Here is a 12,246-nt window from a genome sequence, read left to right as displayed (position 1 = left end):
TTTTTTGAATTGAATACAAATGTACTACTTTTGTCTCACATAACATAAAAACATTATGCAGTATGAACTATAATTTTGATGAAATAATAAACCGTAACGGTACAGATTCCGTAAAATGGGATGCAGTAGAGAATCGTTGGGGACGCGATGACCTGATTCCAATGTGGGTAGCTGATATGGATTTCCGCACAGCTCCTTTTGTCATAGAGGCTTTGAAAAAACGCCTGGAGCATGAAGTACTCGGATATACATTTGCTTGCAAAGAATGGTCGGAGTCTATTATTAACTGGGTGAAGGAGCGCCATGGTTGGGCGATTCGTGAAGAGATGTTGACTTTCACTCCCGGTATTGTTCGCGGCTTGGCTTTTGTGATCCACTGCTTTACGCAAAAAGGAGATAAGATAATGGTAATGCCCCCTGTTTATCATCCTTTCTTTTTAGTCACTCAAAAGAATGAACGTGAAGTGGTATTCAGCCCGTTAGTCCTGAAAGATGAACAATATTATATTGATTTCAACCGCTTCCGTCAAGATATTCAAGGATGCAAATTGCTTATTCTAAGCAACCCTCATAACCCGGGTGGACGTGTATGGACCAAAGAGGAACTGTCTCAGATAGCCGACATCTGCTATGAAAGCGGCACATTGGTTATCTCTGACGAGATTCATGCTGACTTAACCCTGCCTCCATACAAACATCCTACCTTTGCTTTGATTTCAGAGAAGGCACGGATGAACTCTCTTGTCTTTATGTCTCCCAGCAAGGCATTCAACATGCCGGGATTGGCTAGTTCTTATGCAATTATTGAGAAAGACGAACTTCGTCACCGTTTCCAGACATATATGGAAGCAAGCGAGTTTAGCGAAGGACATCTCTTTGCTTATTTAAGTGTAGCAGCTGCTTACAGTCATGGTACAGAATGGCTGGACCAAGTGGTAGCATATATTAAAGGAAATGTGGATTTCACTGAAACGTATTTGAAAGAACATATTCCTGCTATCAAGATGATCCGTCCGCAAGCCTCTTACTTGATCTTTCTGGATTGCCGCGCATTGGGACTCAATCAGGAAGAACTGAACCGTCTTTTTGTAGAAGATGCTCATCTGGCGCTGAATGATGGAACAACATTCGGTAAGGAAGGCGAGGGATTTATGCGGTTGAACGTTGCTTGTCCACGTGCTACGCTGGAAAAAGCATTGAAACAGTTGGAGCAGGCTGTAATGGATTTAAAATAGTCTTTTAAGTCCATTCCCCGGTTCGGAAATAAAATCAATCCGTTCAGGGGATGAAGCTATATTTCCTGTCTCACTCTTGCTTTTTACTATTTAATTTTGTATCTTTAGTGCTTCTCATCTTCCCAAAGACAGGTAATCATATTACAAAGTGACCAATATCATCTTATAAGGTGATATTGGTCACTTTGCAATGTGCCTATTGTCCCATTGTAACGGGACGACTTACCGACTGCATAAAAAACTACTAATCTCTGTACTGAAAACCCTTAATCTTTGCACTGAAAAGTCTTAAGTACAAGATTGAAAAAGTAGTTTGTTGCGGTATGATGATATGACAATGTCTCAACTATGGCATCACATTTACCGGAATCAGCCGTACCTCACTATTCAAGCCGGAGGGTAATGGACTCCAATGTCCATAATTGGCCGGACGATAGTTCAAATCAACAATATTGATTTCTTTGAATTTGCGCCACTGCACTCCCTGCCTGTCTAATTCTGCAATTCGATTCGCAGGGAGATTCGTGACTTCTATCTCGATGTGGTTTTTTCCGGGTTTTAAGAACTGGCCCACCTTTAGTTGATAAGGCACTGCCCATGCGCATCCCGCTTCCTGTCCGTTGATGCGGACACGGGCACTTTCGCGTACATCTCCCAAATCAAGAATCCAGTCGTCGGCCTGCAAAGTCGGCAATTCGATGTCTAAGGAATAAACACCGGTTCCCATGTTCGTTTGGGCTGCCGGATGATCGATATGGGTCCATGAACAGGGGCGATCTATATCAAATGTCCCTTGAATTTCCGGTTTGCTTTCGGCGAAGTGTAACTTCCAACCATGATCCAGACGAAGACTGAAAGGTTGCTCTTTGACATACTTCCACGGTTTGGATGCCTGCAAAGGTTGTTGATATGTTTGCAGAATGATCGATTCACCGGATTTTAATTGCAGATAGACTTGTGTTTTTCCGTTTGCCTGTCTTACCTTAGCTTCACCACATTCTCCGGTCATGGGATTGAAGAGAGCGGCTGCGGCTGCATTCGTTCCCAATGTGATCCAACCGTCCACTCCTTTATTTTGCAAGGAAGAGATGAAATAGTGGTGTCCCGTATCATTCACTCTTCGGATCGCTTGTAGTCCGAATTTGGTTTTCATTTCTTCGGGAGAGATATTGCAGCTGGCCAATGTACGTGCATAATCCGTTCCTGTGATAATCTTCCCCTTTCCGATTGAAGTAACGGTTGTTTCCGAGAAAGAAACAGCCGGAAGTTGCCGGAGCGTACGCTGGTAACTTTGGCGTTTTTGTTCCAACTGACCGTATCCCGGTACATCTGTCGGATAATTTTCGAGGAATACGATAGTAGCTCCCTGTTTGGCAAGTTCATAAAGATGTGCCAATACATCACTCGGCATTAGGTGTGCAGCAGGCACTACCAATGCTTTGTAGCCTGTTCCGCCCGAAGTAACCAACTGTCCGTCTTTGAAACGTGTACTGCGAATAAAGTTATCGGAAATATAATCCCCGTCATACCCGCTGTTGTTGATGCGATGGATAGCGTCGATAAACTTAGGAGCCAGTTTATCCATGTGGTGTATCGTGAATAATAACAATCGTCCCGGTTGCTCATTCCACATATCATATACCGGAAGATAAATCAGGAAATCATTATCCGGCCGTCCCATTTGCAGAAAGCTCTGGCAACGGGTGATATAGTTAAAGAACGAAGGAGCATCACGCCAAATACTGTTTGTCGGACTCATATTGATAGAAGCGTAGAACAACCATCCGGGCCATTCGGCTTCTTTCGGAGAATACGGAGTGCCGTGGAAAAACATGTGATTGACACCGGAGACAAACATCAGATCCATATCCGGTTTGCATTGTGATAAAGAAGTGCGGAAATGCTCCGTCAGCCACGTGAATGTTTCGGAAGAAGTGTACGTCTTTCCTGCAATATGAGCACCTGAAGAAGCATATTTCAGCATAGACAGGTCCGAATCATTCTTTTTGGTCAATGAGTCCTGACGCAATCCTTCGATGTGGAACTGCGACAGTCCGAAACCTTCACATTCCGGAATATCCACGGAAGCATAGATATCAATCAGATTACCGGGCGAACCATGTGCCTGATTACGGGTGATACTACCGTTTTTGTGTGCCCAGTCTGTCCATTGATGACTGAAGTTCTCCAATAAGAGGTCGGAAATGGTTTCCCGGTAATCCGACACGATACGTCTGCTAACTTCCGGACGGTTTTTATCCAGGAATTCGGGGAAATGTTCTTCCAGTTTATACCCCCGTCTACGAGCGAACTGTTCCAGGAAATCATCCGTCCAGTCAGCTTGATAAACTTCGTATGAATCGTTGAAGAAAGTATGTGGATAACTTGTCTTGCTACTTTTGAAAGCACGGTCAAAGCGGGAAAGATAATTTTTTACTGCTTTTTTTGAGAGATGATTCATCACATAGCCTTCTCCTCCCGGAGCTGCCCGTTTCACTTTCTGCCTTGTTTTTCCGATGTAAAGAGCGATCACTTTCCATTTGCCGGCAGGCGCTTTCCATTGCAGTTTGTCTTTTTTGACGTGAGCAGTCAGGTTGATACATTTGCCTTTCTCATCATATGCCATCACCCGGCTTAGTACAGAAAATGGTTGTTGCTTGGGATCGGTCACATTAATATCCTGTTCAATCTCTTTGCCGCCCTCTATTTCGTATGTCTGGAAGATAGCCTTGGTAGCCGCATCTTCTATACTAACTTCAGGTCCGCCAAAAGGCCATCCGGTTCCGGTATTCATATCAATCTCAATACCCGTACGTTTTCCTTCCGCTTGTGTATGCTTAAGCATTTCCATCCAGTGGGGAGAAAGGAACTGAATATCATTCGCGTCATTGCCTTGCACCCCATAGATAGGAGTAATTTCTACTGCTCCCATTCCGGTACGTGCGTATTCTTCCAGATTATACGTCAGATTCTTTTCGTCTACGGCACTTCCCAGCCACCACCATCTGGCGCCGGGACGTGCTTCCACCGGAGTGTCCGGCCATTGTTGTGCTTGCATTACTCCACCTGCGGCGAGCAGGCAAAGAACTATCCATTGTCTTTTATTCATCATTCTTTCAGTGTGTTATAGTATTCTATATTTTCTGCGTCATCAGTTACAAAAAGCGGTCGTCCGTCCGGCTGTTCAAAGTGGAAGCGGATGCCGTCGAAGGTAATGTTCCGTGCGTGGCGGATATAAAACCCTTTGGCGGGAATAGTGCCGAACATCCAGGGTTCGGGGTATACTTTCTCCTGTTCGGGCGGAATACGTTTGCCATCCTCTTCGCTATATCCTCCTTTATAATAGAGGTGAATATTACGCAAAGTCACATCCTCGATACAGGCTCCCGGTACGCCGCTGATGATAGAAGCATACCGGCTGTCGGCATTCCATACATTGATATCGCTGATAAGAATACGTTTCATGGTGCCCACAGGAGTGCCTTCAGGACTGCGCATACGTGCGCCCAACCGGAGGAAAATAGGTGCGTTGACTATATTTCTCATTGTAATATTACTGATTACAATATCTTCCAGATGTCCTCCGTCTACCGTTTCCAATGCCAATCCACGGCAATGTTCAAAGATACAGTTCGTAATCGCAATATTGCGGAAGCCTCCACTACTTTCTGTGCCGAGTTTGATGCGTCCTGTACGGAAACCATGATCGGGAGCCTGCGGTTCGTCCAACTGCCAAGTGCCGTCCATTACACTGCCTTTGTCAAAGCCGCTGACATAGCAATCACTGATCGTCACATTTTCCGTATCTTGGAAGCGTCCTAATCCATAAGAGGCTTTCAATACAATGGCATCATCCCAGGGGGAGTTCACCGTGCATTGGCTGATACGTACGTTCCGGCAGCAATCAATATCGAAACCGTCCCGGTTGGTGTCTACTTTCAGATTCAGAATCGTCAGATGATCCACTCCGGTAGCCAACAGGGCGAAATGCCCGCAATGCAGCATGGATAAATCTTTCAGGGTCACATTTCTGCAATCTTTCAGGCTGATAGCCTTATTGCCTACCCCCGGTAGGCGACTCTCTTCACGGGTCAAGCCTTTGCCGTAGATTAAGCCGGGACCACTGATCGTAATATTCTCCAGTCCGATTCCCCAAATTAAAGAGTTTTTCCAATGGCTGTGACCGAAATCCTGATACTTATTATGTTCATTCGGTTCGGCGGTATCATATCCTTCCTCTTTTCCGGGAAAGGCGGCAATGATACGGGTGCCCTGTTCCAAATAGATATGAATGTTGCTTTTTAACCGGATGGAATAACACGCATATTCTCCCGCAGGTAGATATACTGTGCCTCCTCCGGCCTGTGCGGCCGCTTCAATTGCACGATTGATGGCAGGCGAATCAATCGTTTTCCCATCCGCTTTGGCTCCGAAGTCCATTACATTATAAATGGCTGCATGTAGATAGATGCAACCTATTAACAGACTGAATAATAAATAGATCCTTTTCATTTTTTGTCGATTTTGGCAAAAATATCCGGTAACATATAGTAGTTGTAATCCGCTTTTTCATTCTGTTCGTAGAAACAGAAGTAAAGCCGAGAAGGCTTGCTTCCTTCGTTTCGGGAAGAAGCCGGGGAGAGACTGCAACGTCCGGCCAGTACAGGGCGGTCGGTTCGTTTGCCTGATTCGTAAAGCATCAGGGGAGTTACATCCTTATGTCCGTCACTCAAGCGAATATCATCGGTAGGAGTGACAGCCTGCAGCGTCCGTAATTGCATACTTTCTCCGTAGTAGCAAGTGAAGGCTTGTCCCTCCACGCTGAATACATTGATGTCCGAATCCGGTTGGCAATCGCCGAAACTCCAAAATAGGGCATCGGCTTCCGGAGCAGAGGCGACTTCTACTTCCAGAATAAATCCACGACTATCGGGCAGTGCTTTCCATTGGAAGGATACTCCCTGTATCTTTTCTTTAGGTTTTAGCCAGTGGCTTTCATTTCCTTTTGATATGCCCAACCGGAAAGTGCCGGCAGGTGGCGTCAGTGCTTGTGCTTGCGCATCAATGAGCAAGATTCCCAGCAGTACGATGGTCAGGAGATGTCTTAACATAGTTGAAGTTGATATTACTTTGTTCATTCTCTTTTAGTTCAATGACATTCTTTTCTTCTGTCTTTAATGTAATTTCAGACAAGTTGAAATTCTTCGTATAGCAGATTTTGCCCGGTTTGTCGGTCTGCGCTTCGATGGCATAAAGATAGAAATTTTCCAGACGTAACGAGTCATTCCATCCCGAAGCGGAGATAAATTCGTCCACATTTTCCGCTTTTACCTTTGATACGTAGACATTGCGGAAACGCGGATAACCTTTTTCGGGAGGCGTTACCGGAGTCAGCATGATTCTCCAGTGTTCCGGGATTTCTTTCCCTTCATACTCTTTGGGTAAAGTGCTGTAACTGTAACTGGGGTTCCAGTTCAAGTCTGCCGCCAGCACGTGACGGACGTTTTCCGCTTTTACTTCGGTCATATAAATGTTTTCGATTGTCCCTCCACGGTTCATGGCGCTTTTCAACCGCAGCACGGCGGAGGTGCCGATTGCTTCCAGATTATATCCCAATACATTCCGTATGCTACCGGAAGTTTCGCTTCCGCAGGTGATAAGTCCGGCACCTTTGCGGGCGATGCAATTGCGTATGACCACATTTTCCGTAGGAAGGTTCACCCGCAGTCCGTCTGCATCCCGTCCCGATTTGATACAGATATTATCATCGTTACAGTCTACATCGCAGTTTTCGACCAAGATATTGCAGGAAGAATCAATGTCGATACCGTCCGTGCTCGGACCGTGTCCACCTATATTGTTGTTGATGGTCAATCCGTCTATCGTGCAATAATCGGAGTAAAGAATCTGACATCCCCAAAAACCGGTACGCATCAGGGTAAATCCTTTCAATGTAATGTCCGAGCTACGTTCTATGAGGATGCCCCGTACCCGTTTGCAGTCATAATCCACAATCCAGCGCAATCCTTTTGCTTCGTATTCTTTCCGCATTTCCCAATATTTATCCCAAAATACTTTTCCCCGGCAGTCCAGCGTTCCTTCTCCGCTGACGGAAGCGTTCTTTTCATTGACAATGTTGATAACTGCCGCGGGCCATGTCATCTCGATTCCTGCAATCCGTGAGCGGAATTCGGGATAATGATGAATGTAAGGGCTGGCCAGTAAAGTCACCCCTTTGTCCAGTTGCAGGTTGACACCGCTTTTTATGAACAGTGCGCCAGTCTGATAATATCCCGGCTGAAGAACTACCGTTCCTCCACCGATGACGGCACAACTGTCAATTGCTTTCTGGATAGCTTCCGTGCTAAGCACCGTGCTGTCTGCTACTGCGCCAAAAGAATTAGCGGATAAAATTACATGGTTTCCGGGCATTTGCCGGCTGCCTACACTATCGGCCCATGACAAATCCGGTTGTTGCGGTACTTGCCCCCATTCGAAGCTGTTGTTTCCTGCCTGTTTAGCCGTTGGGGTGGCGCAAGCTGCTGTCAAAAGTGTGCCTGCCAATAGGAACAGGGGAAAGATGCTTTTGGTTTTCATATTTATCTAATGCCTGATTCTTAATACTTAATACCTACTACTTATCTCTTAATTTCCGTCCGGTTTTTCAATTTCCGTGAATGGTGATTCGTTCCAGTGGAAACCATTTACATCGTCCGGCTGTGCCGGATTATAGGACGGGTCTATTTTCAGGTGTTTAGCCAGTTCCGGTACGGCTTTCTTCATTCCTTCAATCACACATTGGGCTATTTGATAGGCTCCGTATGGATTGAAGTGGGTGTTATCCTCAAAAGCTTTGGTCTGTCCCGGATAAGTGCCTGCCGGATAGTGTACGAAAGCACGTTTCGACGTTTCTGTTCCCAAAGCTTCATAAAGAGTACGGGTCATCTCGTTGAGGTCGATCAACGGAACATTTTCTTTAGCTGCCAGCCAGCGCATGGCTTCCGGATAATCTTCGTGTGTGTCACGGATATGTCCGGTTGCGTCGAAACTCCGGCGTTGGGTGGGAGTGACCAGTACGGGGTATGCTCCCCGTGCACGAGCTTCATCAATAAATGTTTTCAGGCTGGTCATAAAAGAGTAATAAGCTCCTTTGCCCGGTCCTTTTTGCTTTTGGTCGTTATGCCCGAATTCCATGAAAAGATAATCTCCTTTCTTTATCTGGCTCAATGCTTTTTTCAAACGTCCTGCGGCAATAAACGTATTGGCTGATTCGCCCGATTCCGCATAATTGGCGATACAAACGTCCGTACCGAAAAAATGAGGTATCATTTGTCCCCAGCTGGCCCATGGCTCGTTGTCCTGGTCGACTACGGTACTGTTACCGCATAGAAAAACGGTAATCACCGACGGATCGGCAGGCTCGATGCTGATACTCTGGCATACGGGTGCATCGCCGTTAAATTCCAGCGTCAGTTTATCGTCCCAGTTCAGTTTGGCTTTTTCGCGGGGTTTGATACGTACGGATTCTTTTTCGGAAATGCGGGGATTGCGTTTGTTGATGATAAATGTTTCATCTACGAATTGTCCCTTTTGGGTCGCAAGGTTATCAATGAATAGTCGGCGTGACTCGCCTCTTACAGTGGTCACTCCTGCCTGTTTCTTGCTTCCCAGGCGAACGGTTACTTGGTAGTTACCGTCCGGCACACGGACAGAAAAGAAGAAGGGTGCCTTACTGCCTTTTTCGGGAGTAGCGACGAGATCATATCCATATCCCGTCTCCTCACTGTAGCGGGGAGCATCTGCCAACTGGTATGTTTGGGCTTTCTCCTGTGCATGGATATTTGCCGTAGCCAAGAGTAGCAAGCCTATGATCGTAGCTTTCATGTAAATAATATTAATGTATATGATTTGATGGGATGCAGGGTGTGCCTGATAATTTCCCATTTAGTTAATTTTCGGTTTGAGCTCGTCAGGTGAATCTTTGGTATAAGATTTCACATCTCCCGCCACTTTGGTGAATAATGCCTGTATCAGCTCCGGAGCTATCTTTTCTGCCGGACGGAAAGCATCCGAATTCATATAATCCAGGATTGCTTTATGCATCTGGCGGGCAACGATTCGTTTTTCCGGTTGGGAAGTAATGTCCATACTGGTCATCATCAATTTACCGTTCAAGACCTTTGCTTCGAACAACATGCCGATTTTCCGGCTGATAAACCAGGTATCAATACTTTGAACCGTTGGTTGGAATATTGCCGGGAAGTCGGTGAATTGCATCACCTGCGCTTTGTTCAGCAGTTCCCACCATTGCAGATTACTATGATACTCGGTAGGGAATTCGCGGAAAAGAGGGTGATATTCATTCAGGAAAATACCGGTTGTGTGCGGCGGACGCATCTTGAACCAGGAAGTATTCCAGAATACGGGAGTGAAGTATTGTTTGACTTCTTTGCCGTATTGTATCTTTCCGGCAGCCGTAATCAGCACATTTCCTCCGTCTTGCAACACTGCCAATGCCTTGGCATCCAAGGTGTCGGTGGTATATACTGTTCCTTGTACCAGTTCCACTTGTGCCGGATATACCCAGAAATCCCAGTCGTTTACGGCATCACAGCCTTCGATACGTACTTCCAGATTTAGTTTCTGCGGTGTATCGATTCCTTCCAGAGTCATATCTACACTACCCAGAGAATAAAGATTTCCGATGGGAATGTGATGGGTGCCGACAGTTCCATGAGCATATACTTTTCCGAATTTATCCTTAATGGTATATACTGTTTTTGCACTTTCTAAGGGAGCAGCTCCGAAATGAGATACTTCAATGTCGGCATGGAATGTTTCATTGTTGGCATATACAAATTTAGGAATACGTGCCAAAGGTACGGTCGGACTGCAAAAGCGTCTGAACTGTTCTGCGTTGATATATCCTTTTTCTTCAAAGAACACGTCCAGTACACCGACTAATGCAGTTCCCTGGCCGGAATAATCATTGAGAGCCAGCAACTGGAATCCCGCATAGTCCGGAGTACGCAAGGTCTTTTCAATCTCATGTTTGTAGCAGAGTGCCTGCAATTTGCCCGAAGCCATCATAAAGTCGTGACTCTGGCTTCCCATGTGGTTATCGTTCAGAATATCCCGGAAGATTTCAAAGTTCTTCGCTTTGTTGACTCCGGTATATTTACGGATCTCATTGAAATTCGGGAATACGCACCATTGACCTGTTTCGTGTGATACATACGGTTGTTTCACCGTGTCGATTCTTGCACGATAATCCGATTCACTTTCCGGTTGCGCACCTGCCCAACTAAGTCCGCGTGCGCCGGCTTTCACATGATACTCATTGTGAGGTTGCCATTGCCAGCTGTTTCCAACGGAAGCTCCTGTGTATACACGACGCGGATCGGTTGCTTTCCAATAATCCACGAATTTGCTGACCCATGCCACCCAACGACCGGAAGGCTCATTGCCGCAAGCCAGCATACAGTAGGAAGCGTAATTCCCATATTCCTTGGTCAGTGCAATGGTTTCGTCCATCAGGTATTTGTCAATCGGTTGTCCGTTACCCAGTCTCGGACCGTGGTTCGGCCAGCTCGGTCCTTCCGGTTGCAGATAGAAACCGACCAGATCGGCAGCGATGAAAGCTGCTTCCGGCGGACAGAAGGAGTGGAAGCGCATGTGATTCAGGCCATAGTTACGACAAATGCGGAACACCCGTTCCCAGGAAGCTACATCCATCGGCGCATAGCCTGTCAATGGGAAGTCACAGTTTTCCACCGTACCGCGAAGCATCGTTTTGCGGCCATTTACATAAAACCATTTCCCTTCTATCTTGAAATTACGCATACCAAACTGTACTTGTCGCGTGTCAGTTTGTTTGCCGTTGGTCAATTTTGCCGTCAGTTTATAAAGTGCCGGACTGAATTCATCCCACGTCAGAAACTCTTTTCCCATCGGAAGTTCCATTTCTACCGGATTATCTCCCGGACGGATGTTGAAACTTTGATGTACGGGAGCCACTTTGTGCTGAATGTCCGTGTTAAAGCTCTCGGCGGAAAGGGTGATCTCTCCCTTGGTGGAAGAAGCAGACCGTATATTCATGCGAACCAGCGCTTTCTGATTGCTCAAATCGGGATATACCTGAATATCTTCTAAATGAACTTTGGGAGTGGCTTGTAATTCGATTCGTCCGACGATACCGTTCCAGTTACCTTGTGTCTGGTCGGTGATGCTGTGAGAATCTGGACCTACGTTGATTTCTTTGATTCTATTATCGATACGGATGGTAATCAGGTACGTTTTTCCGGGGGTGGTTGCAGCAGTCAGGTCATAGACATGGGGAACACAAAGACTGTTTTGCATACCAAGCTCCTGTTGATTTACCCATACAGTAGTTTCGATGTGCGGACGTTCCAGAAAAAGAGTGATTCTTTCTCCTTTCCAGTCAGCCGGGATTGTCACTTTCTTTTGATACCAGGCCACACCTACATAATGTTTGTCGGGAGTCAGAAAGAAGGGTAGCTTTACTTGTCCCTCTATCCTGTATTTTTCCATATATGGGTTGAAGTAGTAAGAACTGTCGTAGAGGCTTCCGGTCCATTGGGTATGGACGGTCACTTCATCTCCTTTCAGTTTTTCGGGCATGGAGCCGGGCAGGTTGATAGAATCGTCGAGGGATTTTTTGAACCATTGTTCCTTGACGCCGGTATCTTCCCGGTCTATCCGGAAATTCCATTTGCCGGATAAGCTGAAAGAGTGATTTTGTCCCGCTACGGTCAGTATGGAGATAAATACGATAGCAATACTTACTAAAAGTCGTTTCATGATATATAGAGTTGATATGTTTTTCATTCTTTTTTAAATCTGCCGCTAAAGTAGAGCTTTTTAAGGGTTTAGTAAATAGAAAGATGTACAGATACATAGAATATTGTATCAAAATGGACATCTAAAAGCGTTCGTGTACAAAACTACATGGATTTGAAATATTGTCCATGCTCTTTATCTTTGAGGAGGG

7 protein-coding genes are annotated in these 12,246 nt (G+C 45.8%); 1 reads left to right on the top strand and 6 read right to left on the bottom strand.

Features of this window, described 5'->3' with window-relative positions:
- Nucleotides 1-62: 62 nt before the first annotated feature.
- Nucleotides 63-1,235: a MalY/PatB family protein gene (locus CJF29_RS19105; protein WP_099145995.1), complete on the top strand. Its 1,173-nt coding sequence runs from the start codon at nt 63-65 to the stop codon at nt 1,233-1,235.
- Between the two features lie 346 nt (nt 1,236-1,581).
- On the opposite strand, the gene CJF29_RS19100 is transcribed toward CJF29_RS19105, so the two are convergent.
- The 6 genes from CJF29_RS19100 to CJF29_RS19075 are packed head-to-tail and all read right to left on the bottom strand — an operon-like array spanning nt 1,582 to nt 12,056.
- Nucleotides 1,582-4,347, bottom strand: coding sequence for a glycosyl hydrolase (locus tag CJF29_RS19100; protein WP_074556789.1), 2,766 nt, complete (start codon nt 4,345-4,347; stop codon nt 1,582-1,584).
- Complete coding sequence (locus CJF29_RS19095; RefSeq protein WP_074556788.1) at nt 4,344-5,747, bottom strand: glycoside hydrolase family 28 protein; 1,404 nt, start codon at nt 5,745-5,747, stop codon at nt 4,344-4,346. The genes CJF29_RS19100 and CJF29_RS19095 overlap by 4 nt, the downstream gene beginning before the upstream one ends.
- A complete protein-coding gene (locus CJF29_RS19090; RefSeq protein ID WP_099145996.1) occupies nt 5,744-6,346 on the bottom strand; it encodes a DUF4450 domain-containing protein in 603 nt (200 codons plus the stop codon). Before CJF29_RS19090 ends, CJF29_RS19095 begins: the two co-directional genes overlap by 4 nt.
- Entirely contained in the window at nt 6,297-7,832 is a 1,536-nt protein-coding gene (locus CJF29_RS19085) for a glycoside hydrolase family 28 protein (protein WP_009000439.1), read from the bottom strand. The genes CJF29_RS19090 and CJF29_RS19085 overlap by 50 nt, the downstream gene beginning before the upstream one ends.
- Before the next feature lie 48 nt (nt 7,833-7,880).
- Nucleotides 7,881-9,119, bottom strand: coding sequence for a rhamnogalacturonan acetylesterase (locus tag CJF29_RS19080; RefSeq protein ID WP_099146003.1), 1,239 nt, complete (start codon nt 9,117-9,119; stop codon nt 7,881-7,883).
- A gap of 60 nt (nt 9,120-9,179) precedes the next feature.
- Nucleotides 9,180-12,056, bottom strand: coding sequence for a sugar-binding domain-containing protein (locus tag CJF29_RS19075; RefSeq protein ID WP_099145997.1), 2,877 nt, complete (start codon nt 12,054-12,056; stop codon nt 9,180-9,182).
- Nucleotides 12,057-12,246: the final 190 nt, after the last annotated feature.

The organism is Bacteroides celer (genome assembly GCF_002632415.2).
GTDB lineage: Bacteria > Bacteroidota > Bacteroidia > Bacteroidales > Bacteroidaceae > Bacteroides.
The sequence above is the reverse complement of the archived record's forward strand: the minus strand, read 5'-3'. Positions and strand labels throughout refer to the sequence as shown.

Bases quoted from the DNA above. Each gene is read 5' to 3' on its own strand.
- CJF29_RS19075 (WP_099145997.1), bottom strand. From the start codon at position 12,056: ATGAAACGACTTTTAGTAAGTATTGCTATCGTATTTATCTCCATACTG.
- CJF29_RS19105 (WP_099145995.1), top strand. From the start codon at position 63: ATGAACTATAATTTTGATGAAATAATAAACCGTAACGGTACAGATTCC.
- CJF29_RS19090 (WP_099145996.1), bottom strand. From the start codon at position 6,346: ATGTTAAGACATCTCCTGACCATCGTACTGCTGGGAATCTTGCTCATT.
- CJF29_RS19095 (WP_074556788.1), bottom strand. From the start codon at position 5,747: ATGAAAAGGATCTATTTATTATTCAGTCTGTTAATAGGTTGCATCTAT.
- CJF29_RS19100 (WP_074556789.1), bottom strand. From the start codon at position 4,347: ATGATGAATAAAAGACAATGGATAGTTCTTTGCCTGCTCGCCGCAGGT.
- CJF29_RS19080 (WP_099146003.1), bottom strand. From the start codon at position 9,119: ATGAAAGCTACGATCATAGGCTTGCTACTCTTGGCTACGGCAAATATC.
- CJF29_RS19085 (WP_009000439.1), bottom strand. From the start codon at position 7,832: ATGAAAACCAAAAGCATCTTTCCCCTGTTCCTATTGGCAGGCACACTT.